The sequence below is a fragment of the Ramlibacter montanisoli genome (genome assembly GCF_013087525.1).
Taxonomy (GTDB): domain Bacteria; phylum Pseudomonadota; class Gammaproteobacteria; order Burkholderiales; family Burkholderiaceae_C; genus Ramlibacter; species Ramlibacter montanisoli.
In genome coordinates, this window is the sequence record NZ_JABFCS010000001.1 from 1,752,239 (window position 1) to 1,778,693 (window position 26,455).

General features: G+C 70.5%; 17 protein-coding genes, 1 other RNA gene and 9 pseudogenes. 13 read left to right on the top strand and 14 right to left on the bottom strand.

The genetic code is table 11. The annotated features are described in order from the left end of the window. Positions 1-9: 9 nt before the first annotated feature. The 3 genes and pseudogenes from HK415_RS08755 to HK415_RS08765 all read right to left on the bottom strand — a co-directional run bounded on the left by HK415_RS08755 (position 10) and on the right by HK415_RS08765 (position 2,704). Positions 10-1,323 carry an efflux RND transporter periplasmic adaptor subunit gene (locus tag HK415_RS08755; protein ID WP_171558239.1) on the bottom strand — a complete coding sequence of 438 codons (1,314 nt, stop codon included), beginning with the start codon at positions 1,321-1,323 and terminating at the stop codon, positions 10-12. A gap of 172 nt (positions 1,324-1,495) precedes the next feature. After that, positions 1,496-1,941: pseudogene (rnhA, locus tag HK415_RS08760) on the bottom strand (ribonuclease HI). After that, a pseudogene (locus HK415_RS08765) lies at positions 1,938-2,704 on the bottom strand (class I SAM-dependent methyltransferase). The pseudogenes rnhA and HK415_RS08765 overlap by 4 nt, the downstream one beginning before the upstream one ends. Positions 2,705-2,723: 19 nt before the next feature. Between HK415_RS08765 and gloB the strand changes: the two are divergent. From gloB to HK415_RS24830, 5 genes and pseudogenes are all read left to right on the top strand, one after another. Then, a pseudogene (gloB, locus tag HK415_RS08770) lies at positions 2,724-3,499 on the top strand (hydroxyacylglutathione hydrolase). Beyond that, positions 3,496-5,031: a transglycosylase SLT domain-containing protein gene (locus HK415_RS08775; protein ID WP_171558241.1), complete on the top strand. Its 1,536-nt coding sequence runs from the start codon at positions 3,496-3,498 to the stop codon at positions 5,029-5,031. The pseudogene gloB and the gene HK415_RS08775 overlap by 4 nt, the downstream one beginning before the upstream one ends. Positions 5,032-5,185: 154 nt before the next feature. After that, positions 5,186-5,518 (top strand): YXWGXW repeat-containing protein, encoded by a 333-nt coding sequence (locus HK415_RS24820; RefSeq protein WP_171558243.1) that lies wholly within the window; start codon positions 5,186-5,188, stop codon positions 5,516-5,518. 7 nt (positions 5,519-5,525) lie between these two features. Beyond that, on the top strand, positions 5,526-5,645 hold the full coding sequence (locus HK415_RS24825; RefSeq protein WP_171558246.1) for a thrombospondin type 3 repeat-containing protein: 120 nt from the start codon (positions 5,526-5,528) through the stop codon (positions 5,643-5,645). 157 nt (positions 5,646-5,802) lie between these two features. Then, positions 5,803-6,261, top strand: a complete 459-nt coding sequence (locus HK415_RS24830; RefSeq protein ID WP_171558248.1) for a thrombospondin type 3 repeat-containing protein — start codon at positions 5,803-5,805, stop codon at positions 6,259-6,261. A gap of 65 nt (positions 6,262-6,326) precedes the next feature. Here the strand turns inward: HK415_RS24830 and HK415_RS08795 are convergent, their stop codons facing one another. From HK415_RS08795 to dnaX, 7 genes and pseudogenes are all read right to left on the bottom strand, one after another. Beyond that, positions 6,327-7,160 carry an ABC transporter permease gene (locus HK415_RS08795; RefSeq protein WP_171558252.1) on the bottom strand — a complete coding sequence of 278 codons (834 nt, stop codon included), beginning with the start codon at positions 7,158-7,160 and terminating at the stop codon, positions 6,327-6,329. 1 nt (position 7,161) lies between these two features. Next, positions 7,162-7,973, bottom strand: a pseudogene (locus HK415_RS08800) (ABC transporter ATP-binding protein). An 8-nt stretch (positions 7,974-7,981) separates the two neighbouring features. Continuing rightward, a pseudogene (locus HK415_RS08805) lies at positions 7,982-9,027 on the bottom strand (ABC transporter substrate-binding protein). Positions 9,028-9,143: 116 nt separating this feature from the next. Next, entirely contained in the window at positions 9,144-9,563 is a 420-nt protein-coding gene (locus HK415_RS08810; RefSeq protein WP_171558255.1) for an MAPEG family protein, read from the bottom strand. Further along, positions 9,560-10,153: a recombination mediator RecR gene (recR, locus tag HK415_RS08815; protein ID WP_171558257.1), complete on the bottom strand. Its 594-nt coding sequence runs from the start codon at positions 10,151-10,153 to the stop codon at positions 9,560-9,562. The genes HK415_RS08810 and recR overlap by 4 nt, the downstream gene beginning before the upstream one ends. 4 nt (positions 10,154-10,157) lie before the next feature. Continuing rightward, positions 10,158-10,481 (bottom strand): YbaB/EbfC family nucleoid-associated protein, encoded by a 324-nt coding sequence (locus HK415_RS08820; RefSeq protein ID WP_171558260.1) that lies wholly within the window; start codon positions 10,479-10,481, stop codon positions 10,158-10,160. An 11-nt stretch (positions 10,482-10,492) separates the two neighbouring features. Beyond that, a pseudogene (gene dnaX / locus HK415_RS08825) lies at positions 10,493-12,274 on the bottom strand (DNA polymerase III subunit gamma/tau). A gap of 65 nt (positions 12,275-12,339) precedes the next feature. On the opposite strand from dnaX, the gene ffs reads away from it, so the two are divergent. The 3 genes from ffs to HK415_RS08840 all read left to right on the top strand — a co-directional run bounded on the left by ffs (position 12,340) and on the right by HK415_RS08840 (position 13,879). Beyond that, an RNA gene (gene ffs / locus HK415_RS08830) (signal recognition particle sRNA small type) lies at positions 12,340-12,436 on the top strand. A 187-nt stretch (positions 12,437-12,623) separates the two neighbouring features. After that, complete coding sequence (locus HK415_RS08835) at positions 12,624-13,094, top strand: hypothetical protein (protein ID WP_171558262.1); 471 nt, start codon at positions 12,624-12,626, stop codon at positions 13,092-13,094. A gap of 497 nt (positions 13,095-13,591) precedes the next feature. Beyond that, positions 13,592-13,879, top strand: coding sequence for a hypothetical protein (locus tag HK415_RS08840; protein ID WP_171558265.1), 288 nt, complete (start codon positions 13,592-13,594; stop codon positions 13,877-13,879). Positions 13,880-13,942: 63 nt separating this feature from the next. Here the strand turns inward: HK415_RS08840 and HK415_RS08845 are convergent. The 3 genes and pseudogenes from HK415_RS08845 to HK415_RS24835 all read right to left on the bottom strand — a co-directional run bounded on the left by HK415_RS08845 (position 13,943) and on the right by HK415_RS24835 (position 19,656). Beyond that, positions 13,943-17,178: pseudogene (locus HK415_RS08845) on the bottom strand (UvrD-helicase domain-containing protein). 1 nt (position 17,179) lies between these two features. Further along, a complete protein-coding gene (locus HK415_RS08850) occupies positions 17,180-19,264 on the bottom strand; it encodes a PD-(D/E)XK nuclease family protein (RefSeq protein ID WP_253261820.1) in 2,085 nt (694 codons plus the stop codon). Further along, positions 19,159-19,656, bottom strand: a complete 498-nt coding sequence (locus tag HK415_RS24835) for a hypothetical protein (protein ID WP_253261821.1) — start codon at positions 19,654-19,656, stop codon at positions 19,159-19,161. The genes HK415_RS08850 and HK415_RS24835 overlap by 106 nt, the downstream gene beginning before the upstream one ends. Positions 19,657-19,810: 154 nt before the next feature. Between HK415_RS24835 and trxA the strand changes: the two genes are divergently transcribed. The 5 genes and pseudogenes from trxA (at position 19,811) to HK415_RS08875 (ending at position 25,144) form a co-directional block, all read left to right on the top strand. Beyond that, positions 19,811-20,143 (top strand): thioredoxin TrxA, encoded by a 333-nt coding sequence (gene trxA / locus HK415_RS08855; protein WP_171558267.1) that lies wholly within the window; start codon positions 19,811-19,813, stop codon positions 20,141-20,143. A 185-nt stretch (positions 20,144-20,328) separates the two neighbouring features. Next, positions 20,329-21,593: pseudogene (rho, locus tag HK415_RS08860) on the top strand (transcription termination factor Rho). Positions 21,594-21,770: 177 nt separating this feature from the next. Then, complete coding sequence (locus tag HK415_RS08865; protein WP_171558270.1) at positions 21,771-22,028, top strand: type B 50S ribosomal protein L31; 258 nt, start codon at positions 21,771-21,773, stop codon at positions 22,026-22,028. Positions 22,029-22,113: 85 nt separating this feature from the next. Beyond that, positions 22,114-23,796: a hypothetical protein gene (locus HK415_RS08870; protein ID WP_171558273.1), complete on the top strand. Its 1,683-nt coding sequence runs from the start codon at positions 22,114-22,116 to the stop codon at positions 23,794-23,796. Positions 23,797-23,800: 4 nt separating this feature from the next. Then, positions 23,801-25,144, top strand: coding sequence for an MATE family efflux transporter (locus tag HK415_RS08875; RefSeq protein WP_171558275.1), 1,344 nt, complete (start codon positions 23,801-23,803; stop codon positions 25,142-25,144). Here the strand turns inward: HK415_RS08875 and phoR are convergent. Continuing rightward, positions 25,092-26,451, bottom strand: a pseudogene (phoR, locus tag HK415_RS08880) (phosphate regulon sensor histidine kinase PhoR). The gene HK415_RS08875 and the pseudogene phoR overlap by 53 nt on opposite strands. Between the last annotated feature and the right edge of the window lie 4 nt (positions 26,452-26,455).

Here is a 26,455-nt window from a genome sequence, read left to right on the forward strand (position 1 = left end):
TCCTGGGCTTCAGCGGCCCTGGCTGCCGCGGCTGGTGTTGGGCCCCTGGCCCGAGCGGCTCAGGGCCGCCACCGTGCAGGGGTTGCCGGGCGCCTCGGCGGCCGGTGCGAGCGTCACGGCGGGCGGGCGGCGCAGCGCCCCTGCTTCCGCCGGGCCGGCGCCGGCCGCGGCCGTGCCGCCGTTGCCCGCCTTGAGGTCCAGCACGCGCACCGGCGTGCCGTCCTTCTGGATGCGCTGCTGGCCGGCGGTGACGACCACGTCGCCGTGCACCAGCCCTTCGAGGATCTCCACCTTGCCCGGCTGGCGGGTGCCGACCCGCACTTCCACGCGCTGCGCGATGCGCGTGTCCTGGTCGGGGCCGTCCACCAGCTTGTAGACGAACTGGCGGCCGCCCTGCGGCACGATCGCCTCCTCGGGGATCACCTTGGCGCCCTCGCGCACGCCGAACACCGGCGTCACGCGTGCGAACATGCCGGGGCGCAGGTCCAGCCGGCGGTTGTCGATGCAGCCGCGCACGCCGACCGAGCGGCCGTTCGCGTCCACCAGCGGGTCCACCGCCAGCACCAGCGCGCTGAAGCGCCGGCCCGGCAGCGCGTCCACGTCGATCAGCGCCGTCTGGCCCGGCAGGATCTTGGTCTGGTAGCGCTCGGGCAGGCGGAAGTCCACGAACATCGCATCGAGGTCCTCGATGTTCACGATGTCGGCGCCGTCCTTGAGGTAGTCGCCCACGCTGATGTTGCGGATGCCGGCCACGCCGTCGAAGGGCGCGACGATCTTCAGCCGGGCGAGCGTGGCCCGTGCCAGGGAGAGCTTGGCCTCCGCGACCTGCAGGTTGGCGGCGCTCTCGTCGACCGCGCGCTGCGCGATGAACTTCTCTTCGACCAGCTCCTGGTTGCGCTTGTGGTTGGCGCGGGCGATGGAGACTTCGGCCTCGGCCTGCTTCACCTGCGCCAGCGGCAGCTGGTCGTCGAGCTGCACCAGCAGCTGGCCGCGGCGCACGCGCTCGGCATCGCGGAAGTTGATCTGCACCACCCGCCCCGACACTTCGGGACGCAGCATCACGCTCTGGCGCGAACGCAGGCTGCCCACGGCCTGGGCGTCGTCGGTGATGCGCAGGGATTCGACCCGGGCCACCTCCACCTGCGGCGCGCGCGCCGGCCCCGCGGCGGCCGGCGCACTGCCGCCACCGGTGGGCGCCAGCGGCCGGGCGGCCGCGGCCTTCTCGCTCGCGGTCTGCTGCGGCTTGTGCTGGTACCACCAGGCGGCGCCGGAAGCGGCGACGATCCCGACGACGGCCACCACGCTGTAGAGGGACTTCGACATGAATTGCTGATCCGTGGACAATACTGACGCGCGCAAGCGCTCCCCTGCGGCCAGGGTCACGTCGCAATGTAACAGCGAGTGTGCGGCCGGGCATCGGCAGTGCCCCTTACGCCCTGCGATCCGCTGCCTTTGCCCTGCCTTTTACCCGCGCTTTACAGGCTGCTGCCCGGTGCTAGCGCCGGTGGACGCTCGCCACGCCCATGTTGGCCAGCGCGTCCGCCCGCTCATTGCCGGCGTCCCCGTTGTGTCCGCGCACCCAGCGCCAGTCCACGACGTGCCCGCCCTGCAGGAGCAGATCATCGAGGCGCTTCCAGAGTTCCACGTTCTTCACCGGCTGCTTGCTGGCGGTCTTCCAGCCCTTGGCCTTCCAGCCGGGCAGCCACTCGGTGATGCCCTTGAGGACGTACTGGCTGTCGAGATAGAGCGTGACGGCGCAGGGGCGCTTGAGCGCCTCCAGCGCCTGGATCACCGCCATCAGTTCCATGCGGTTGTTGGTGGTGCTGGGCTCGCCGCCATACAGCTCTTGACGGTGGCGCCGGAGCGCAGGATCACGCCCCAGCCTCCCGGACCGGGATTGCCCTTGCAGGCCCCGTCCGTGTAGATCTCGACCTGGTTCATTCGGTGGGAGTCAGTTCGCGCGACTCGCGGTGGCTGCGGTTGGCGATGGGGACGGGCGCGGTGGCGATGCGCTTCGGCCTGGACCAGGTGGCGCCGATCAACTTGATGCCGCGCACCCGCTTGACGGCGACGATGAAGTACACGGCGCCGAAGATCGGCCAGGAGCGCTCCCCACGGGGTCCATCCAGGAGAAGCGTTCCAGCCATTTCTCGCTGGCGAAGGCGGGCCGGTAGCAGCCGAAGCTGCTGGTCTCCACCTCGAAGGACAGCAGGCGCAGCCAGTCGCGCAGCCGCCAGTAGCCGATGAACTCCCCGGCATCGGGCAGGTAAAGCTCGCCGAACCCGAGGCGCCGGTACACGTGCGCGCGCCGCTGCCGCAGGCCCCAGAGGCTGGCCGGGTTCAGGCAGCAGATCACCACCTTGCCTTCGGGCACCAGCACGCGCTCCACCTCGCGCAGCGTGGTGTGCGGATCCAGGTTGAGCTCCAGCGAATGCGGCAGCACCACCAGGTCCAGGCTGTTCTCCTCGAACGGGAGGGCGCCGAAGTCGGTGATCAGGTCCGGCTTCACCAGGCCTTCGGCGGCCTCGGCCTCGCTGAGCGCAAGCCACTTGTGCGGCATGCGGTTGGCCTGCAGGGCGTCGAATTCGGGCAGGCCCATTTGCAGGGCGTGGTAGCCGAAGATGTCGCCCACGGCCCGATCGAACTCGGCCCGCTCCCACGCCAGCAGGTATCTGCCAGGCGGAGTCTCGAACCACTGGTGCATTCCTATAATCCGGTCGCTCATGAAGTTGATACCGCTGCCTGCTTTCCAGGACAACTATCTCTGGCTGCTGCACGACGGACAGCGGGCGCTGGTCGTCGACCCCGGGGATGCCGGTCCGGTGCAGGCGCATCTCGCCGCCCACGGCCTGCAACTGACGGCGATTCTAGTCACCCACCACCATCCCGATCACATCGGCGGCGTCGATGCCTTGCGCGAGGCCACCGGCGCCGCGGTCTTCGGCCCGGCGCAGGAACCGATCCCGCGGCCCTACGTCCACCTGGCGGAAGGCGACGAGGTCGATGCGCTCGGCCTGCGCTTCCACGTGTTCGACGTCCCCGGCCACACCGCGGGCCACATCGCCTACTACTGCAGCAGCATGGACGGCGCCCCCTCCTGTTCTGCGGCGACACGCTCTTTTCCGGCGGCTGCGGCCGCCTGTTCGAGGGCACGCCGCCGCAGATGCTGTCCTCCCTGGACAAGCTGGCGGCCCCCCCCGGGAATACCCGGGTGTGCTGCACACACGAATACACGCTCGGAAACCTGAAATTTGCCACGGCGGTGGAACCTGGCAATACACAGCTGATCCATTACAGGCAACAATGCGAGGCAAGGCGCTCGCGTGGCGAGCCCACGCTGCCCTCCACCATCGCGCTGGAGAACAGCATCAATCCTTTCTTGCGCACCCGCCAGGCGGCGGTGGCGCAGGCCGCCAGGGCCCACGACCCGGCGGCGGACCCGGCAGACCCGGTCGCGGTTTTCGCGACGCTGCGCCAATGGAAGAACGAGTTCAGATGAAGAAGTACAACCTGCTCGCCCTCGCCGCCCTCCTGGCACTCGCCGGCTGCGCCACCACGTCCGGGCCCGCGGGTTCGGATGCGGCGGTGGAAAGCCGGGAGAAGAAGGTGGCGGCCACCGAGGCCAGACCGGCGCAAGCGGCCGTCATCCCCCAGGGGCCCCTGTCGGCGATCCAGCCCTCGGAACTGAGCTCGCAGTCGGTCACTGCGCTGGAACCGCCGCCCGATCTCTGGCACCGCATCCGCCGCGGCTTCAAGATGCAGAACCTCGAGACCGACCTCGTGAAGCGGCAGGAACAGTGGTACGCCACGCGCCCGGACTACATCCAGCGCATGACGGACCGCTCGCGCAAGTACCTGTTCCACATCGTCGAGGAACTCGAGCGCCGCAACATGCCCACCGAGCTGGCGCTGCTGCCCTTCATCGAGAGCGCGTTCAACCCGCAGGCCGTCTCCAGCGCACGCGCCGCCGGCATGTGGCAGTTCATGCCCGCCACCGGCAAGGACTACGCGCTCAAGCAGAACGTGTTCCGCGACGACCGCCGCGACGTGCTGGCCTCCACCCGCGCGGCGCTGGACTACCTGCAGAAGCTGCACGGCATGTTCGGCGACTGGCACCTGGCGCTGGCCGCCTACAACTGGGGCGAAGGCAACGTGGGGCGCGCCATCCAGCGCAACCAGCGCGCCGGGCGCGAGGCCTCGTACACCGACCTGAACATGCCGGACGAGACCCGCAACTACGTGCCGAAGCTGCAGGCGGTGAAGAACATCGTCGCCAACCCGGACCAGTTCCGTGCCGAACTGCCGCTGATCGACAACCACCCCTACTTCCAGACGGTCACCCTCAGCCGCGACATGGACGTCGAACTGGCCGCGCGCCTGGCCGACGTGAACCTGGACGACTTCAAGGCGCTGAATCCGCAGCTGAACCGGCCGGTGATCCTGGCCGCGGGCACGCCGCAGATCCTGCTGCCCTGGGACAACGCCACGGTGTTCAAGCGCAACTTCGAGGCGCACAGCGAAGGCAAGTTCGCCTCGTGGACCGCATGGAGCGCTCCGTCCACCATGTCGGTCGCCGAAGCGGCACGCCGCGTGGGCATGAACGAGGGCGAGCTGCGCACGGTCAACGCGATCCCGCCGCGCATGCTGATCAAGGCCGGCTCGGTGCTGATCGTGCCGCGCAGCAAGTCCAGCCAGGCCGACGTCACGGAGCACGTGGCCGACCACGGACAGCTGAGCCTCGCCCCCGAGTACCTCACCCGCCGGACGGTGGTGCGCGCGGGCAAGCGCGATTCGGTGGCCAGCATCGCGCAGCGCTACCGGCTCAGCGCGACGCAGGTCGCCGACTGGAACAACGTCGGCACGTCCGCCGCGTTCCGCGCGGGCCAGCAGGTGGTCCTGCACCTGCCGGTGCGCAGTGCCGCCCGTGCCCCGGTGCGTGTGCCGGGCAAGAACGTGCGGCAGGTCTCCACCCGTTCCACCGCCAAGGCGACCGCGCCACGCAAGGCGGTCCAGCCGAAGAAGCGCCGCTGAGCCTCGGAACCGCGCCTTGCGTAAAGGCGCGGTGTCCCGATGTAAGCCGCTCGTCCCGTTGCAGGACGACTCCGACGGATGCTGCCGTCGCAGGCTGATGCCCGCGACGCGCAACAGGCCCGACAGTGGATGCATCCAATCCAAGGAGTCACACATGCAACGCAAGCCTCTTCTCGCCGCTGCCTTCGCGGCAGCCCTGATGGGTTTCGGTGCCGCCGCCCAGGCGCAGTACACCGCCATCGTCTCCACCGCGCCGCCGGCGCCCCGCCATGAAGTCGTGCCCGCCCCGCGCGCCGGCATGGTCTGGGCGCCGGGCCACTACGAGTGGCGCGGCAGCGAGTACGTGTGGGTGGAAGGCCGCTGGATGCGTGATCGCGACGGCTACGAGTACCGCGAACCGCGCTGGGTGCAACGCGCCGACGGCAAGCTGGATCCTGGTGGGCAACAACTGGGAGGAGCGCAGGGCCGAACGCCAGGCGCGTCGTGAAGCCCGCATGCACCCGGACGCCGACTTCGACCGCGACGGCATCGCCAACCGCTACGACCGCGACATCGACGGCGACGGCGTGCGCAACCGCCGCGACCAGTTCCCGTACAACCCGCGCCGCAGCTGAGCCAGCCAAGCTGAGCGAAAGGGCCCCCGAGGGGCCCTTTTTCATGCCCCGCGGCCGCCTGTGGGCCTGCTCCGACCCGCTTAACAGCGGGATGCTGATGGGCACGGCCCGCTGGCCGGGCCAGAGTGGATGCATCTCCAACATCAGAGGTGAAAACATGAAGAAATCGATTCTTGGCGCGGCGGTTGCCGCTTCCCTCCTGGCCTTCGGCGGCCTGGCCCAGGCGCAGGGCTTCGACCCGCACGGCGACATCGACCGTGACGGCATCCACAACCGCGCCGACAGCGACCGCGACGGCGACGGCATCGCCAACCGCAGCGATCCCAACCCGAACGTCTGGAACCGCACCTACGTGGCGCCCCGTGCGCGCGACATGGACCGTGACGGCATCGCCGACCGCAGCGACCGCGACCGCGACGGCGACGGCGTCGCCAACGCCCGCGACCCGGCTCCGAACGATCCGCGCATCCCGGGCCGCGTGGCGCGCGTGGACCGCATGGGCCCCAACGGTGACATGGACCGCGACGGCATCGCCAACCGCGTCGACCGCGACCGCGACGGCGACGGCGTGCGCAACGGACGCGACGCCTTCCCGAACAACCCGCGCCGCGCGTAAGGGCAGCTTCCCGGGAGCCTGGCTCCCGGCGGCGACCAAAGGGGCCTCGCGGCCCCTTTCCTGTTTCAGAGCTTCTCGGTCTCGCCCTGGCGCGGCTGCCACTTCATCAGCCGCCGCTCGATGCGCCCGACCAGGGCGTCGAGCCCGAGGGCGAAGGCGGTGAGCACCACGATGCCCGCGAACACCGTGTTCACGTCGAAGGTGCCCTCGGCCTGCAGGATCAGGTAGCCCACCCCGCGCGCGGACCCGAGGTACTCGCCCACCACCGCACCCACGAAGGCCAGGCCCACCGAGGTGTGCAGGCTGGAGAACACCCAGCTGGTGGCGCTGGGCAGGTACACGGTGCGCAGCAGCTGCTTCTGGTTGGCCCCCAGCATGCGCGCGTTGGCCAGCACCACCGGGCTGACTTCGCGCACGCCCTGGTACACGTTGAAGAACACGATGAAGAACACCAGCGTCACGGCCAGGGCCACCTTGCTCCAGATGCCCAGGCCGAACCACAGCGCGAAGATCGGCGCCAGGATCACGCGCGGCATGGAGTTGAGCGCCTTGATGTAGGGATCGAGGATCGCGCTGGCGGTCGGCGCGAGCGCCAGCCAGAGCCCCACGGCGAGCCCGAGCACCGTGCCGATGCCGAAGGCCAGCACGGTCTCCAGCAGCGTGACGCCCAGGTGCACGTAGATGTCCGCGCGGCCCGACAGGCCCTCCGGGAAGAAGGCGTTGGGCGCCACTTCCACCGGCAGGAACCAGGACCAGATGCGCCCCGCCACCTTCACCGGCTCGCCCAGGAAGAAGGCCGTCTGCTCGTTGCGTGACACCAGCTGCCACAACAGCAGCATGAACACCAGCACGGCGAGCTGCCAGATGCGCAGGTTGCGCTCGTTGGGCTTCAGCTGCATCTCAGGCGGCCTTCTTCAGCTGCTGCGCGTAGCCCTTGAGCACCTCGTCGCGCAGCACCGCCCAGATCTGCGAATGCAGCTCCACGAAGCGCGCGGCTGGCTGCGCACCTCGGCCACGTCGCGCGGCCGCGGCAGGTCGATGGTGAACTCGCCGATCGGGTGCGTGGCGGGCCCGGCCGAGAGGACCACGACGCGGTCGCTCATGGCGATCGCCTCGTCGAGGTCGTGCGTGATGAACAGCACCGCCTTCCTTTTCGCCGCCCACAGCTCCAGCACCTCGTTTTCCATCAGCTGGCGTGTCTGCACGTCGAGCGCGCTGAAGGGTTCGTCCATCAGGATGATGTCGGGGTCGAGCGCCAGCGTCTGCGCCAGCGCGGTGCGCTTGCGCATGCCGCCGGAGAGCTCGTGCGGGTAGCGGTCGCCGAAGCCGGTGAGGCCCACGCGGGCGAGCCAGTCCTGCGCCTGCGCGCGGGCATCGGCATCCGGCAGGCCGCGGTACTGCAGGCCGACCATCACGTTGTCCAGCGCGCTGCGCCAGGGCATCAGGGCGTCGGACTGGAACATGTAGCCCGCGCGGCGGTTGATGCCCGCCAGCCGCTCGCCGAACACCAGCACCTCGCCGCCGGAAGGCTCCAGCAGCCCGGCGCCGACGTTCAGCAGCGTGGACTTGCCGCAGCCGGTGGGGCCGACCACGGAGACGAACTCGCCGGCGGCGACCTTCAGCGTGGTGCGGGCGACGGCGGTGTAGCGCGCGTCGCGCTCCTCGCGCGAGCGGAACGTGACCGTGATGTCGTTCAGTTCGAGCGCGTGCAAGGCGGTCTTCAGGCCTTGTACTTCTCTTTGGCGCGCCGGGCGAAGTCGTTGGTGTAGGTGCGGGACAGGTCGATCTTGTCCGCCTTGATCGACGGGTCGAAGCTGGTGAGCGCCTTGAGCGCCGTCTTCGCGCCTTCTTCCGGCAGCAGGCCGTCCAGGGCGATGGCTTCCCGCACCTTGTTGAAGGAGGCGAGGTACAGCGCGCGGTCGCCCAGCAGGTAGCTTTCCGGCACGGTCTTGATGATGTCGCTCGGGCCCGCGGTCTGCAGCCACTTCAGGCCGTGCACGATGGCGTTGGCCAGGGCCTGGCAGGTGTTGGGGTTGCTGCGCACGAACTCCGCGTGCGTGTAGAAGCAGGCCGCCGGCATCGGGCCGCCGAAGACCTCGTGCGTGCCCTTGAGGGTGCGCGTGTCGCTGATGATGCGCACGTCGCCCTTCTGCTCCAGCATGGTCATCACCGGGTCGGTGTTGCTCATGGCGTCGATCTGGCCCGAACGCAGCGCCGCCAGCGCGCCGGCCGAAGTGCCGACGCCCACATAGCTCACTTCGCTGGCCTTCACGCCGGCGCGCGAGAGCACCAGGTTGGCCACCATGTTGGTCGAGGAGCCCGGCGCGGACACGCCGATGCGCTTGCCGCGCAGGTCGGCCGGCGCGCGGTACTGCGGCATGGCCTTGGTGGACACGCCCACGGCGATCTGCGGCGCCCGCCCCATGAGGACGATCGCCTGGATCATCTGGTTCTTGGACTGCATGTTGATCGTGTGCTCGTAGGCACCGCTCACCACGTCGGCCGAACCGCCGATGAGGGCCTGCAGCGACTTGGCGCCGCCGGCGAAGTCGGAGATCTCGACGTCCAGGCCCTCGGCCTTGAAGTAGCCCAGTTGCTCGGAGATCGTCAGGGGAGGTAGTAGAAGGCGGCCTTGCCGCCGACCGCGATGGAGATCTTGCTCTTCTCGGGCTTGCCCTGGGCGCGCAGCGACGGCGCCGCGATGGCCGCGGCCCCCGCGGCGGCGAGCAGCGTGAAACGCCGCCGGTTCAGCGATGTCCTCGTCATGGCAGACCTCTCTTCTCTCTTCTTCTATGGATGAAGCGAGCTTAGGAGCCGTGCTGCAATGCCGCATCGGGACGATCCCGTGCGGGTTTTCACGTAACGTGGAAGGAGTAGCTCGCCTAGCGCCACGCGCTGAGGAAGATCCCCAGATTGGCGAGGAAGGCCAGGGCCCACATGGCCGAGCGCGCGGTGGGCAGGCCCGCCACGTACATGGCGATGTAGATGATCCGCAGCGTGACGAACAGCACCGCGAGGATGTCGATGCGCGTCTGCGGTGCGCCCAGCTGGTGGGCGATGATGACCGCGCCGATGAAGAAGGGCAGCGCCTCGAAGCTGTTGGCCTGCGCGGCGTTGGCGCGGCCCTGCCAGCCGTCCTGGCGCGCGAGCCAGGCGCGCGGGTCGTTGTTGTCGTAGCCGCCCTGGCTGCGCGGCTTGCCGAAGCCGCGGTACTTGGCGAGATACGCGCACGCGTAGGGCAGCAGCGCCGCCAGCAGCACGCAGGCATACGCCACCGTGAAGCGCGCGTAAGTGATGTTCATTTCGTCCTCCTGTCCACCAGCGCGTGCGCGATGGTCCCCAAATCGACGTATTCGAGTTCGCTGCCGGCCGGCACGCCGCGTGCGAGGCGCGTGACCTTCAGCCCCTTCTGCTTCAATGCCTCCGCGATCACGTGCGCCGTGGCCTCACCCTCCGCGGTGAAGTTGGTGGCGAGGATCACCTCCTGGACCTCGCCGTTGGTGGCGCGCGCGAACAGCTTGGCCAGCCCGATGTCCTTCGGGCCGATCCCGTCCAGCGGGCTGAGCTTTCCCATCAGCACGAAGTACAGGCCGTTGAAGGCCTGCGTGCGCTCCACTGCCGCCTGGTCGGCCGGCGTCTCCACCACGCACAGCTTGCTGCGGTCCCGCTGCGGGCTGCGGCAGGTGGCGCACACCTCGTCCTCGGTGAAGGTGTGGCACTCGCTGCAGTGGCGGATGTGGCCGGCGGCCTGCTCCAGCGCGCGCGCGAGCACGTGCGCGCCCTCGCGGTCGTGCTGCAGCAGGTGGAAGGCCATGCGCGACGCGGACTTCACGCCCACGCCGGGGAGGCGGCGCAGCGCCTCGATCAGTGCCTGGAGGGAAGGTTCCGCCAAGCGCTCAGAAGGGCAGCTTCATGCCGGGCGGCAGGCCCGCCGTGAGCTTGCCCATCTTCTCCTGCGTGGTCTCTTCGGCCTTGCGCACCGCGGCGTTGAAGGCGGCGGCGACCAGGTCCTCCAGCATGTCCTTGTCCTCGCCCAGCAGGCTGGGGTCGATGGTGACGCGCTTGACGTCGTGCTTGCAGGTCATGACGACCTTCACGAGGCCGGCGCCGGATTCGCCGCTCACCTCGACGAGGGCCAGTTCGTCCTGCGCCTTCTTCAGGTTGTCCTGCATCGCCTGCGCCTGCTTCATCAGGCCGGCCAGCTGTCCCTTGTTGAACATGATGGGTCTCTCTAGTGTTTCTCTACGGGTTTGATGCTGCCAGGGACGATTTTCGCCCCAAAGTCACGTTGCATCTGCTGCACGAAGGGATCGTTCAGGATGATCTGTTCCGCCGCCTGCTGGCGCTGCGCCGCGGCCACGGCCTGGCGGCGCGCCGGGCTGTCGGTGACGGGGCCGACCTCCACGGTGAGGTCCACCGCGTGGCCCGCGGCGTGCAAGGCGGAGCGCAGGCGCTCGCGGGTGGCCGGCTGGTTGAGCGACTCGCGCTCCACCCGCAGCATCCAGTGGCCTTCGTCGCGCGCGACCAGCTGGGCCTGCAGCGCGAGCTCGCGCACCAGCGCGGTGACGGCTTCGCGCTCCACCAGCTGCTGCACGGTGGCCTGCCAGAAGTCGCCTTCGGGCGTGGGCACCACGGTGGGAACGGCGGACGCGGCTTCGCGCAGCGGCTCGGGTTGCACGCGCACGGGCACACCCATGACGTCGCCGGTGTTGCGGGTGGGCGCGCCGGGGCGCGGCGGGGTCTGGCGCGCTTCGACGACGGGGAGGACGTGGCCGGGGGGGAGCGGCGGGGCGTTGGGCGGGTGCGGGAACGCTGGGGTTCGCGTTGCTCACCGCCAGCCTACGCGGCTCGTCCCTCGTAGGCTGGGGTGACGAAGGAACCCCAGCAGGCCGCGCCTCATTCAGAGTTTTTTTGAGCCGAAGGCTTGAACGCCAGCAGCCGCAACAGCACCATCGTCAACGCCGCGTATTCATCCGGCGCCAACCCCAGTTCCGCCCGCCCGTGCAGGCAGATGCTGTACAGCAGCTGCGTCTCGTCGGCCGGCATCATGGCCGCGAGGCGCGCGATCGCCGCCGCCTCTTCGTCGCTGGTGTCCGCCGCCTCCGGCACCGCCTGCAAGACCGCCATGCGCTGCAGCACCAGGCTCATCTCCTCCAGCGCCGCCGCGGCGCTCAGGCCATGCAGGCGCAGCGCCTCCGAGGTTTCGACGACCGTCTTGCCGTCGCCCTGCGCGAGCGCCTCGACCAGGCGGAACACATGGCTGCGGTCCACGCTGCCCAGCATCTGGCGCACCGCGGGCTCGCGCAGCTCGCCGCCGCCGAAGGCGATCGCCTGGTCGGTCAGCGAGAGCGCATCGCGCATGGAGCCGCGCGCGGCGCGCGCGAGCAGGCGCAGCGCCTGCGCGTCGGCCGGCACCGCCTCGGTTTCCAGCACGTGCGCGAGGTGTTCCTGCACCGTCTCCGGCGCCATCGGCCGCAGGTTGAACTGCAGGCAGCGTGACAGCACCGTCACCGGCACCTTCTGCGGATCGGTCGTGGCCAGCACGAACTTCAGGTACTCGGGCGGCTCCTCCAGCGTCTTGAGCATGGCGTTGAAGGCATGGCCGGTGAGCATGTGCACTTCGTCGATCATGAAGACCTTGAAGCGGCCCTGCACCGGCTTGTAGACGGCCTGTTCCAGCAGCGACTGCACTTCGTCCACGCCGCGGTTGGAGGCGGCATCGAGCTCGGTGTAGTCGACGAAGCGGCCGCTGTCGATGTCGGTGCAGGCCTGGCACACGCCGCAGGGCGTGGCGGTGATGCCGCCCTGGCCGTCGGGGCCCTGGCAGTTCAGCGACTTGGCCAGGATGCGCGACACCGTGGTCTTGCCCACGCCGCGCGTGCCGGTGAACAGGTAGGCGTGGTGCAGCCGCTGCTGCTCCAGCGCGTTCGTCAGGGCCTGCACCACGTGCTCCTGGCCGACCATCTGGGTGAAGGTCCGGGGCCGGTTTCCGGGCGAGCACGAGATACGACATTCGGGCGATTCTAAACATCGCCCCTGCCCGCTCTGCCTCGTCCCGCGTCGCCTACAATCCTCCGTGACGGGCCTCCCCGCATGGTGAAGCGGCCAACCGGGTCAGGTGGGGAACCAAGCAGCCCTAACTGTGGAGCCAGTGCCGGGGGTAAGGCTCGTCAACTTCTTTCCCCTCCATGCCATGCGGACCCTGCGCCGGCGTGGCGGAACCACCCCTTCCTACCGCCTCCACGACCTTCCATCCGCGCTCGGCGACCGCTGCGGGGGATTCAGCGCGCGCGCGCCGCCCGGTGGTTCCCCGCGCCCCCGAGCGCGTACATTCGGTCACAAACGAGGGTTGGGGGCATTCCGTGAGCAAGGACAAGAAGGGCCACGGCCAGGCGCACGTGCCGGACGGGCGCGGCGTGGACGTGGTCGAAAAGAACACCGATACGTCCTGGGCGATGTTCCAGGCGCTGCAGGGCCAGCAGCAGCATGGCTTCGAGAAGACGCGCCCGACGGGCCTGCCCACGCACGGCGCGCCACAGGCGGGCGGCGAGCACGTGACCATCGACGACGTGCTGGTGGAAGCACGCCGCAACAACCGTGTCTGCCCGCTGCCGGCGATCTGGCAGCGCCTCTACGCCTACCTGCCGAACACCGGCCCGCACCTGACCAAGGTTCCCGCGACACATGCCGAATGGGCGCAGGTTCCCGCCTTGCAGAAGCGCGCGCGCCTGCGCGAACACATCGAATGGGCGGCCAGCCAGGGCGTCCTGAAACAGGTGTACGAAGCGCTTCGGAAGCTGCCGGAAAACCGCTGGCACCATATCGGCGAGTAGCGGCGCCTGCCTGCATGGCCCGTGCAAGGGGCCTACCGCTGTCCGCCGCCGGCTTTCCTGCGGCCGGGTTCCTTCTTACAGAACCCGGACGCAAACTCCCACAAACTTCCTTCTGCTGCCGCGCCTAGACTGCGTCCCATCACTGGGAGGTGAGTCATGGAGAAAGCCGCAGTCACCGGCAACCTGGCCGGTTCTCGTTGGGAGGTGTCGCAGGCACGCTGCAAGGCGGTGCTGCTGGCGGCATGCGTCGCCTGCCCGGCCGTGGGCTGGGCCGACGACCTGGGTCAGGCGTCCGCCGAAGTGCTCCTCGCAGAGGCACGGGTGGACCAGCCTGGCGTGAAGGTGCAGGTACGCACGAGCACGCTGCCCCGGCTGGAAGCGCAGGACAGCGGATTCCAGGCACCGCGCATCGACCTGTCCCTCACCCCCGCAACAGCCATGGCCTGGGCGCCGTCGTCGGCGTCAGCGGCTTCAACTCGAGCGCGCTGCCGCTGGGCTTGCAGCCGCAACGGCCGAGCGTGGACGTCGGGCTGCGCTGGAGCCAGAAGCAGGTGGACGTGATGGCGTGGCGGCGGATGACCGGCCCGGACGACGCGTACTCGCTGATCCAGATGCAGCAGCCGGTGTACGGCGCCCGCGTGGAGATGAATCTCGGGCGCGGCAGCAAGAAGGGCCCGTTCGCGCTCGACCGCGGCCTCATCGGCATGCAGCTCGAAAGCGGCGCCCGCATCTCCATCAAGCGCAAGAACGGCGGCCCGATGATCTACTACCGCACGTCGTTCTGAACCTCCCTCCAGACTTTCCGAAAGGGGCCGCAAGGCCCCTTTTTCATGGGCGGGCGGATCTCGTCACGCCGGAACCAGCCTGCCCTGCGCCGTGAGGAAGGCGCTACGCACCACGGCACCGTCCTGCGCCGCGGCCACCGCCTCGCGGTAGCGGCGCATCTGCTCGCGCAGTTCCGGCTGGCGCTCCGGCTGGGCCGCCGACTTGTAGTCGAGAACCCACCATTCGCCGGTATCGCGCCGCCGCACCAGCCGGTCCAGCCGCAGCAGTTCGCCCTGGTGGAGCAGTTCCACTTCGTTGGCCTGCCAGTCCACCGCCGCCGCATCCCAGGCCCAGGACCCTTCGCCTTCGACGATGCGCTGCGCCATGGCCGCGGCCTGCTGCGCCGCCACAGCGTCGAGAGCGAACAGCCGTTCCACTTCGCGCAGCTGCGCGGGGGCCACACCGGCACGCGGTCGCCAGGTCTCCAGCAGGCGGTGCATGGCTTCGCCCAGGCGCGAGGCCTCGTTGCCGGGCGGCGCCGCGGGGCGCAGCCACTCGAGGCTGGCGGCTTCGGTCGCCCCGGGCACCACCCGCAGCGTGAAGCGCAGTTCGGCGCCGTCCGCGACGTTCAAGGCGGTGGCGGACTGCGGGGCCGGCAAGGGCGTCGCGCAGGGCAGCAGCCTTTGCCACCACGTCATGGCGCCCGATCCGGACGGGACCACCGAGGAGATCACCAGCTGGCGCTCGGCGCGCGTCATCGCGACGTAGAGCGCATTGAGTTCCTCGCGCAAGCGCGCCGCCTGTTCCACCGCCAGCGCATCGACGTTGCAGGCCGGCGGCCGCGTCTCGCTGGCGAGGAAGGCGAAGCGCCAGGGCGACGGCGCCTCGCCCGGCCATTCGCACAAGGCACCCATGCTCTCCGGGCGCGCGGGGGCGCTGTCGGTGTCGAGCATGACGACGATGCCCGCCTCCAGGCCCTTGGCGCCGTGCACCGTCAGCAGGCGCACGACCCCTTCGGCGGCGATGGCGGGGCCGCGGATGCCGCCGGCCTTGAGCGCGCGCACGAAGGCATAGGGCGTGAGGTAGCGGCCGCCGCCCACCTGCAGCGCGGCCCCGAGCAGGGCCTGCAGGTTGGCCAGCACGCCGGCGCGCAAGGGTGGCGGCGCCTGCCGCGCGAAACGGGCCAGCACGTCGCCATGGTCGTAGATGGCCTGCAGCGCGTCGTGCGGCGGCAGCGCCTGCACCCAGCGCTGCCACTGGCGCAGCGTGCGGGCGATTCCGGGAAGGGGCCCGGGCAGGTCCTCGCCCTGCTGCAGCAGTTCGTACCAGGCCCGCGGCGGGCCCTCGGCCGCGGCCGCGCGGGCGCGCAGCGCCAGGGCCACCAATGCGTCGTCGGCGCAGCCGAACAGCGGCGAGCGCAGCACGCGCGCCAGCGACAGGTCATGGCCGGGCGACACCAGCACGTCGAGCAGCGCCGCGAGGTCCTGCACTTCGGGCGCTTCGCACAGGTCGGTCTTCTCCGGCTGCTGCGCCGCGATGTGCAGCGCGCGCAGTTCATCCTCCATGGCGGCGAGCCGCTCGCGCCGGCGCGCCAGCACCATCACGTCGCCCGGCCGCACGCCGGCGCGCAGCTGCTGCGCGATCCAGGCGGCGGCCTGGCGGCATTCCAGAGTCACCAGCCGCTCCTCGGGCAGCTCGCGCGGCACCGTGAGGCTGTCGCGCCAGGCCAGGGCCTCCTCCTGCGCGGCTTCCTTGGTGGGGCGCGGGATCGGCGGCAGCGCCAGCACGGCCCCGGCGTGGCGCGACTGCGTCGTGTGCGCGCGAAAGCCCGAGTACAGGCCCTCGCGCTCGGCCGCCAGCATGACCGTGTTCACGGCCGCCAGCACCGCCGGTGCGTTGCGGTGCGTGTGGTCGCAGCCCAGGCGGTCGCCCTGCAGCTCGCGGGCGATAAAGTCCTGCGCCGCCCGGAACACCTGCGGCTCCGCGCGCCGGAAGCGGTAGATGCTCTGCTTGGGATCGCCGACGATGAACACCTTGGGCCCTTCGCCGCCGGCGCCGGCATAGCTGGCCAGCCAGGAGTGCAGCGCCTGCCACTGCAGCGCGTTGGTGTCCTGGAACTCGTCGATCAGCAGGTGGCGCACCCGCAGGTCCAGCCGCTCCTGCACCCAGCCCGCCAGCACCTCGTCGGACAGCAGCACGTGCGCCGTGCGCTCCACGTCGCTCATGTCCACCCAGCCCTGTTCGCGCTTGAGGGCCGCATAGGCGACCAGCAGGTGCCGCGCCAGGCGTGCGGTGCGGCGGTGGTGCAGCCAGGCTTCGTGCTGGTGGAGCGCGCCGCAGAGGCGCTGCGCCAGGGACTGCGCGGTGCGGACGTCGTCGATGCCCGCCAGCTTGTCGCTGAACTTGCGGGACTCCTGCTCCTTCGTGAGCAGCGCGGCGAAAACACCTTCCAGGCGCCCCGCAGTGACCGCTTCCTCGAGCTCGCGTCCCTTGGCCGAGAACGTCGGCGCCGATGCACGCCCCAGGGTGCGTGCCGCTTCGTGGAGGGTGTCGCGCACCCAGGGCCAGGACAACAGCTCCTGCGGATGCGGCGCGCCGCGGAATTCCTCGAACACCTCGGTGAAGTACCGCACCGAGTCGTCCACCACGCCGACGGCATCGGCCATGCCGAACTCCACCCGCTTGGACAGCGCCGACTCCAGCGCCTTGAGCGTGTTGAAGCGGCCGTGCGCTGCCACCGACGCTTCGTAGTCCGCGCGCGCCTCGGCATCGCGCTCCACCGCGGCATGAAAGCGCCGCCAGACGCGCGCGACCGCTTCCTTGTCGTCCTCCAGCAGGTCGAAGCGCGTGGGCAAGCCCAGGTCCTGCAGCACCGACACCGGCGCCCGCGCAGGAGCGCGGCGAACCAGCTGTGGAAGGTGCGGATCTGCACCGGCCGGCCGGCCTGCAGCAGCGCGCCATAGAGGCCGCGCAGGGTCTCGCGGGTGGCGGCATCGGCCTGCGGCAGGCCGCGCGCGCGCAGCGCTTCGGCCAGTTCCGCGTCGGGGGCCGTGCTCCACTGCGCCAGCCACTCCTGCAGGCGCTGGCGCATCTCGCCCGCCGCCTTGCGGGTGAAGGTGATGGCCAGGATCTCGTGCGGCTGCGCGCCCGCGAGCAGCGCCCGCAGGATGCGCGACACCAGCATCCAGGTCTTGCCGGCGCCGGCGCAGGCCTCCACCGCGACGTGCCGGCGCGGATCGCAGGCGATCGCGTAGAACTGCTCGCGCGTGACCGTGCGGCCGTTGTGCTCGTAGGCCGGTTCGACCGGCAGCGCGTGCACTTCACTCACTCCAGCTGTCCCTGCGGCACAGGCCGCGCGCCGCGCAGAACTCGCACACCCTGCCCTCGCCCAGCGCCGGCAGCGGCGCGCCGCCGGCGACCCGGCGCAGTTCCGACTGCACGGCCTCCTGCAGCAGCTGCGCGCCCAGCGCCAGCTGTTCGTGGTCCACGCGCCGGACCTCGCCGCGCTCGCTGATGTTCAGGTAGGCGGCGTGCAGCTCGCGTTGCGGCAGCAGCGCCGCGTAGAAGGCCAGCTGCGTGTCCTCCAGCGGCGAGGCCATGCGCGCGCGCGTGAGTTGCAGGCTTTCGGTCTTGTAATCCATGACCAGGCTGCCGCCGGTGGGCAGGCTGTCGATGCGGTCGATGCGCCCCTGCAGCTTCAGTTCGCCCAGCTGCACCTCGTGCTCGCTCTCCGCGGTGTCGAACACCGCGCCCGTCGCCTCGTGCTGCGCGAGCCAGTCCAGGTAGCCCTCGCGCACGGCCGGCCAGCCGGCGGCGAAGGGCAGGAACTCGCCCTCGTCCAGGCGCTGGCTGGCAATGCCCTCGCGGGCCGCGGCATCCAGCAGCGTCGCGCGCTGTTCCCGCGTGAGCGCCGCGCCGTCCTGCATGCTTTCGTGGAAGGACTTGAGCACGCCGTGCAGCCAGGTGCCGAAGTCGCGCTTGTCCACCTCGGCCTCGATCTCGTCGGCCTCGCGCAGGCCCAGCATGCGCAGCGCGAAGAAGCGGTAGGGACAGCGGCGCAGGTCCTCGTAGCTGCTGGCGGACAGCTGCTGCGGCACCAGTTGCGGCGCCTGCGGCGAAGGCGGCAGCACGCCGGTGCCAACTTCCTCGCGTGCCTGGCGCGGATCCTCCGCCCGGGCGCCGGCGCCTTCGAGCACCAGCGCCTGCACCAGCGGGCTGGGCAGGCTGCGCTCGCCGGTGTCGTCGCTGGCGCGCCACAGGACGTGCGCCACCGGCGTCTGCAGCGCGTGCTTCCAGGCCGCGCGCTGCGCCTGTTCGAGTTCCTCGCGCGACGGCAGTCCGAGCAGGCGCCGCTGCGCCTGCGTCCAGCCGGCCGGCGGCTCGGGCGCGGCGGGCAGGCTGCGCTCGTCGCATCCGGGCAGCACCAGCGAGGCGAAGGGATGGCCCAGCAGCTGGCTGAGGGGCAACACCACCACCTGTTCGTCGCCGGAGTGCGGCGGCACGAAGCTCACGCTTTCCAGCACGTCGTTGGCCCAGGCCGTGAATTCGCGCAGGGTCATGCGGCGCTGAGCGTGCGGCCAGTGCTGCCACTCGCTCGCGGAGGAAGCGTCCAGCCGCAGGGCCTCGATGGTCTTCATGCCCGCCGCGTCGGCGCGCAGCAGGTCCCACTGGCCGGTCTCCGCGAGCAGCGCACGGGCGGCGCCCATCCACTCCAGCAGCGTGCGGCTGGTCTGCATCGCCTCGCGCCAGTCGGTGATGCGGCGCGCCGCGTCCTGCAGCGAGGCGGCCTCGCCCCAGTCGCCACCGCGCAGCATGCGCCACTCGCGCTGCGCGCTGCGCCGCACGCGCCGCTCCAGCCCCTGCACGACGCCGGAGCCGATCGCCGGCAGGTTCTTCAGCCAGTCCAGCACGGCATCGCTGCCCACGTCCCAGGCGCAGGCGCGCAGGGCCGCCATCACGTGGGCGGCGGCGCGCGTGGTCGACAGCTTCCAGCCGGTCTCGTCGCGCAGGCGCACGCCGCGCGTGAACAGCAGCGCGCCGATGCGGCGGGTGAGCACGCGATCGGTCGCGGCCAGCGCCACCGGCACCTCGCCGGCGGCCAGCCGCTGCAGCACGCAGGCCGCGGCACGCTCCGCTTCCTCGGTCGCATCGGCGGCGGCATGCCACGCGATCGCACCCGTGGCGGCCTGGGTCGCCAGCGGCCAGGTCACGGCACGCTCGCCGAGCTGCAGCGCCAGCGCCGCCGGGATGGGCTCGGCCTGGAAGCCTTGCAGCACCACCAGCAGGTCCACGTCCGCGGTCAGGGTGCCGTCCAGCAGCGGGTCGGTCGCATACGCCGACGCGGCCGCCCATTCGAAGGCGATCCGCGCGATCGCCGCCTCGGTGGCCAGCGCGGGCGCTTCCATGCCCTGCGAAAGCAGCGGCCGCAGGCGCGCCGCCCAGGCGCCGCGCCGCTGCGGCGGGGGACGGCGCGCGCGGCATCGGCGGCCTGCCAGGCCGCGTCCACCAGCAGTCCGGCGAGCGCGTCGGCCTGGCCGCGCAATCCGCCCTGCTCCAGCCAGCCGCGCGCCGTCAGCAGGTCGCGGCCGATGTCGAAGGACAGGTCCAGCTCGCCCGGCTCCCAGGCGATGCCGCGCGCCCAGTTCATGCTGGTCTCGAAGCGGGGCGCGAAGCCGGTGGGGGCGAGCGCGGCCCAGAACTGCCGCGCCACCGGCATGAGCTGGGCATAGGGCAGCAGCACGACGGTGCGCGCGGCATGCACGCCGCGGGCCTGCAGCTCGCGCTGCAGCCCTTGCATGAGTTCCTGCCAGTGGCGCGCGGCCGGATGGTGAATTGCTATCGCATCCATAGCGCGTGCCCGCCGTCCCGCTCCCGGCGAGGGGTCTTCGTTTCTGTCACAATGACCTCACTGTAGCCGTAGCGGGAATGGCCCCGCCCACAGAGAGGAACCCATGGCCAGCGACCTGATCAAGCACATCTCCGACAGCTCCTTCGAATCCGACGTTCTGAAGGCAGACAAGCCGGTCCTGGTGGACTACTGGGCGGAGTGGTGCGGCCCGTGCAAGATGATCGCGCCCATCCTTGACGAGGTCTCCCAGACCTACAAGGACAAGCTGCAGGTCGCCAAGATGAACGTGGACGAGAACCGCGACATCCCGGCCAAGTTCGGCATCCGCGGCATCCCCACCCTGATGCTGTTCAAGGACGGCCAGCTGGCCGCCACCAAGGTGGGCGCCATGAGCAAGGCGCAACTGACCGCCTTCATCGACCAGCAGCTGGCGTAAAAGGCGCCGGGACCACACGCAAACGGGGCCACGGCCCCGTTTTCGTTTTTTTTGCTGCATAATCCCTCGCATTCGCTGATCCGCCAACACAAGCGGGCAGTTCGAGTTCCGGTTCGCAGGGCACCTCTCGCCCGCCGGCGAACCTCCCCCAGACACCAAGAACACTACCCCCAAGGGGTCACTCCATGCACCTGAACGAACTCAAGGCGCTGCACGTCTCGGAAGTCCTCAAGCAGGCCGAAGAGCTCGAGATCGAGAACACCGGCCGCATGCGCAAGCAGGAGCTGATGTTCGCGATCATCAAGAAGCGCGCGCGCGCCGGCGAGCAGGTCTTCGCCGACGGGGTCCTGGAAATCCTGCCGGACGGCTTCGGCTTCCTGCGCAGCCCGGACACCAGCTACACCGCGAGCACGGACGACATCTACATCTCGCCCTCGCAGGTGCGCCGCTTCAACCTGCACACCGGCGACATGATCGAAGGCGAGGTCCGCACGCCGAAGGACGGCGAGCGCTACTTCGCGCTGACCAAGCTGGACAAGGTCAACGGCGGCCTGCCGGAGGACAACAAGCACAAGATCATGTTCGAGAACCTGACGCCGCTGTTCCCCGGGAACAGATGCGCCTGGAACGCGACAACCTCAAGGGCGAAGAGAACATCACCGGGCGGGTGATCGACATCATCGCCCCCATCGGCAAGGGCCAGCGTGCCCTGATCGTCGCGCCGCCCAAGAGCGGCAAGACGGTGATGATGCAGCACATGGCCCACGCGATCGCGGCCAACTACCCGGACAGCTACATGATGGTGCTGCTGGTGGACGAGCGCCCGGAAGAAGTGACGGACATGCAGCGCTCGGTCAAGGCCGAAGTGATCGCGTCCACCTTCGACGAGCCGGCCGCCCGCCACGTGCACGTGGCCGAGATGGTGATCGAGCGCGCCAAGCGCCTGGTCGAACTGAAGAAGGACGTGGTGATCCTGCTGGACTCGATCACGCGTCTTGCCCGCGCCTACAACAACGTCGTGCCTTCCTCCGGCAAGGTGCTGACCGGCGGCGTCGACGCCAACGCGCTGCAGCGCCCCAAGCGCTTCCTGGGCGCGGCGCGCAACGTGGAAGAAGGCGGCTCGCTCACCATCATCGCCACCGCGCTGATCGACACCGGCTCGCGCATGGACGAAGTGATCTTCGAGGAGTTCAAGGGCACCGGCAACAGCGAACTGCACCTGGACCGCCGCCTGTACGAAAAGCGCGTGTTCCCCTCGATCCAGCTCAATCGCTCCGGAACCCGCCGCGAGGAACTGCTGCTGGCCCCCGAGATCCTGCAGAAGACCCGCATCCTGCGCCAGTTCATGTACAACATGGACGAGATCGAGGCGATGGAGATGGTCCTGAAGTCGATGAAGGCCACCAAGACCAACGTGGAGTTCTTCGACATGATGCGGCGCGGCGGCTGAGCCTCCGCGCATCGCCCCAAAGCCCGGCCCTGGCCGGGCTTCTTGCTGGCGGCGCCGCCTGTGCCAGGGTGGGCCGGCCCGGCCGAGGCATGCCCCCGGGACTGAAGCTATAATCGCAGGCTTTCCGGAAAGTACGCCAGATGTCCTGGCGCGGCTGCCGTACCTGACGAGGACACCATGAAAGAAGGCATTCACCCCAACTACCGCGACGTCTGCTTCGTGGACCTGTCGAACGGTTTCAAGTTCGTGACCCGTTCCTGCGTGAGCACGCGCGAGATGGTCAAGATGGACGACGGCCGCGAGCTGCCGCTGTTCAAGCTGGACACCTCCAGCGAATCGCACCCGTTCTACACGGGCACCCAGAAGTCGGTGAACGACATGGGCGGCCGCGTGGACAAGTTCTTCAAGAAGTTCGGCAAGGGCGCCGGCAAGTAAGCCCTGCGGACCCTGCGCAAAAGGCAGCCTCGTGCTGCCTTTTTCTTTGCCGGCAAGGCGCCCCTCCTGTGACACACTCCCGCGCGTGAAACAGCCCAGCCCCGCGATCGTCGCCCAGAGCGCCGTGCGCCGCCTGCCGCGGGTGGCGCTGCTGCTGCTGTGCGCCGCCTACGTGCTGCCCGGCTTCCTGGGGCGCGAGCCCTGGAAGAACGCGGACATCATCTCCTTCGGGTACATGTTCGAGCTGGCCACGGGCCGCACGTCCTGGATCGACCCCACGCTCCTGGGTCACGCCCCCGATTTCGACGCCCTGCTGCCCTACTGGCTGGGCGCCTGGGCGATCCAGCTCGCGCCCGCCTGGATCCCGGCCGACTTCGTCGCCCGCATCCCCTTCATCGGCCTGCTCGTGATCACGCTGCTGGCCACCTGGTACGGCGTGTACTACCTCGCGCGCACGCCGCGCGCCCAGCCGGTGCCCTTCGCCTTCGGCGGCGAGGCCCACCCCACCGATTACGCCCGCACGATCGCGGACGGCGGCCTGCTGGCGCTGATCGCGTGCCTGGGCCTGATGCAGCTGTCGCACGAGACGACGCCGGCGCTGGCGCAGCTGGGATTCACGGCCCTCGCCTTCTATGCCCTGGCGGCGCTTCCCTACCGGATCCTGCTGCCCACCGTGGCGCTCGCCATCGCGCTGCCCGGCCTGGCGCTCAGCGGCGCGCCCGCCATGGGCGTGGTGTTCGCCGTCGGCGGCGCCCTCATCCACTGGACCGACACCCCGGCCGATGCGGAGGCCGAGGGACGCGGCCTGCGCGGCGCCGTGCTGGTGATCCTGATCGCGCTCGCGGCCGCCGCCATCGCCGCGGCCTTCCACACCTGGCACTGGCGGCTGGAGCCGGGCACCGGCCCGGGCCGCGAGGCGAAGTCCATTGCCCGCCTGATCGTCTGGTTCACCTGGCCCGCATGGCCGCTCGCGCTGTGGACCGTGTGGCGCTGGCGCCGGCAGCTGGGACGCCGGCACGTGGCGCTGCCCCTGTGGTTCGCCACCGTGTCGCTGGTGACCACCGTGCTCGCACCCAATCCGGACCGCGCCCTGCTGCTGGGACTGCCCGCGCTGGCGGCGCTGGCGGCGTTCGCGCTGCCCACCTTCGAGCGCAGCGTCTCCGCGCTGATCGACTGGTTCACCCTGCTGTTCTTCAGCGGCTGCGCGCTGGTGATCTGGGTGATCTGGCTGTCGCTGCAGACCGGCGTGCCGGCCAAGCCCGCGGCCAACGTCGCCAAGCTCGCCCCCGGCTTCGAACCCAGCTTCGGCTGGGTGGCCTTCCTGGCGGCCCTGCTGGCCACCGTCGCCTGGCTGTGGCTCGTGCGCTGGCGCACCAGCCGCAGCCGCGAGGCGATCTGGAAAAGCCTGGTGCTGCCTGCAGGCGGCGCCGCGCTGGGCTGGCTGCTGGTGATGACGCTGTGGCTTCCGGTGCTGGACTACGCGCGCAGCTACGCGCCGGTCGTGCAGGGCATCACCAGCCGCATGGACGCGCCCGGCTGCGTGGAAGTCTTCGGCCTCACCCGCCCGCAGATCGCCGCCTTGCGCTACCACGGCAAGCTGGACGTGCGCAACGCGCAGATCCCCAGCAACTGCCCCTGGCTGGTGGCCGCGCAGGACCTGCAGGGCTCGCTGCCGATGGCGCTGAACCTGCGCCAGTGGCGCCTGGTCACCACCGTGCGCCGCCCCACCGACCAGCGCGAGAACCTGCTCCTGTACAAGAAGCGCTAGCCCGATGTCGGAACGAGGCGTCATCGCCCGCCACGCCGGCACCGTGCTGGCCGGGCAGCTGGCCACCATGGCCTTCGGCATCACCGACACCGTGGTGGCCGGCCGCTATTCGCAGGAGGCGCTCGCCGCGCTGTCGGTGGGGGCCGCCGTCTACATCACCGTGTTCGTCGCCCTGATGGGCGTGCTGCAGGCCCTGCTGCCGATCTGGGCCGAGCTGCACGGCGCGAGGCGGCACGCCGACGTCGGGCGCTCGGTGCGGCAGGCGCTGTACCTGGGCGTGCTGGCTTCCATCGCGGGCGTGTTCGGCCTGCTGTTTCCCAACGCATTGCTGCAGGCCACCGAAGTGCCGACTGCGCTGCAGCAGGACGTGCGGCAGTACCTGGGGGTGCTGGCGCTGGCGTTGCCGCCCGCGCTGCTGTTCCGCATGTACAGCACGCTGAACCAGAGCCTGGGCAAGCCGCAGCTGGTCACCTGGCTGCAGCTCGCCTCGCTGGTCGCCAAGGTGCCGCTGACCGTCTGGTTCGTCTTCGGCGGCCTGGGCGTGCCGGCCATGGGCGCGGTCGGCTGCGCGTGGGCCACGGTGGTGGTGAACTGGGTGTTCGTGGGCGTGGCGCTCTGGCTGGTGCGCACCGATGCGCTCTACCGGCCCTATGCCATCTGGCGGCCGCTGGAGCGCCCCCACTGGGCGACCATCGCGCAGTTCGCCCGGCTCGGCATCCCGGCGGGGCTGGCGATCATGGTGGAAGTCACCTCCTTCACCCTGATGTCGCTGTTCATCGCGCGGCAGGGCACCCTCTCGGCGGCCGCGCACCAGGTCGCCGCCAACCTGGCGGCCGTGATGTACATGGTGCCGCTGTCGATCGCCATCGCCACCAGCGCGCGGGTGAGCTTCTGGCTGGGCGCGGGCGACACCAAGAAGGCGCGCGGCAGCATCCGCACGGGCTTTCGCATGGGACTCTCGTTCGCCGTGCTGCTGGCCTGCCTCGTGCTGCTCACGCGATCCGGCATCGCCTCGCTGTATTCGGCCGATCCCGAAGTGGCCGCGGTCGCCGCCGGCCTGCTGGCGATCGTTGCCCTGTACCACTTCGGCGATGCGATCCAGGCGCTGTGCGTGTTCGTGCTGCGCTCGTACCGCGTGGCGGTGGCGCCGCTCGTGGCCTATTGCGTGCTGCTCTGGGGCGTGGGCGTGGTGGGCGGCTACCAGCTCGCGTACAAGGGCCTGGGCGGCTGGCCGGCGCAGCACAGTCCCGCGGCCTTCTGGCTGGCCAGCAGCTTCGCGCTGGCGCTGCTCGCGCTCATCCTGCCGCTGATTCTGTGGCGGGCTGTGCGGCGCTTCCGTCCGGCGTGAGCGCCAGCGGCCGCACCCGTGCCGGCGGCAGCACGATGGTGAAGGTCGAACCCGCCCCCGGCGTGCTGGCGACCTGCAGCTCGCCGCCGTGCCGCTGCACCACGTGCTTCACGATGGCCAGGCCCAGCCCGGTCCCCCCGTTTCGCGCGAGCGGCTGCGGTCCACGCGGTAGAAGCGCTCCGTCAGGCGCGGCAGGTGCTCGGCGGCGATGCCGGGCCCGGTGTCGCGCACCGTGAACTCCAGGCGGCCTTCGGGTGTCTGCCCGGCTTGCACCTCCACCAGCCCGCCGGCCGGTGTGTAGCGCACCGCATTGCTCACCAGGTTGGAGAAGGCGCTTTGCAGCTCGCTCGCGATCCCGCCGACCGCGAGCGGCGGCGCCGGCGGGAAGCGCAGGTCCAGCGCCTTGCCCAGGCTGGTGGCGAGCGCGCGCGCTTCCTGCTCGCACTGCGCCTGCAGGCTGGCCACGGCAGTCCATTCGCCCGCGCCGGGCAAGGGGCTGCCCTCCAGCCGCGACAGCGTCAGCAGGTCGTTCACCAGCGTCTGCATGCGCTGCGTCTGCTGCCCCATGAGGCCGAGGTAGCGGCCACGCTCGTCTTTCGGCAGGTCGAGCGTGCGCAGGGTCTCGACGAACCCGGATAGCACGGTCAGGGGCGTGCGGATCTCGTGCGACACGTTGGCCACGAAATCGCGCCGCATGATCTCGGCCTGCTCCACCGCGGTCACGTCGCGCGACAGCAGCAGCAGGCGGCCTTCGCCATAGGGGTGCAGGCGCAGCGAGAGCTTGCGCGGGCGCGAGGCGGTGCTGCCCGGCGCCGGGATGATGACGTCCTGCGCGTAGTTGCGGCTGCCATGGAAGGCGGCGAAGTCGGGGTCGCGCAGCAGGTGCACCACGTGCTGCTGCAGGTCGCGCGCCGGATCGAGCCCGAAGTGCGCCGCGGCGGTGTCGTTCACCCACTCGATGCGGCCGTGCGCGTCGAGCAGGATCACGCCGTTGGGAGACGCGCGGATCGCGTCCAGGAAGTCTGCCAGCCGGCCTTCGGCCTCCTGCAGCCGGCGCTCGCGCACCAGCACGGCGCGGCGCGCGCGGTCGACCGCCTCGCCCCAGACCCGCCCAGGCGGGGCGCGTCCCGCAGCTCGCCCGTGCGCAGCCAGGCCAGCACGCGCGCGGCGGCCACGGCGTCCGTCACGAACCAGACCAGGGCGCCACCCGCGATGCCGATGGCCGCTCCCGTCTCGCCGCCGACCAGGGCACCGAGCACGGCACCGCCGACCAGGCAGGCAAGGAAGCTGGCGATGCGCAGGGTCACGTCG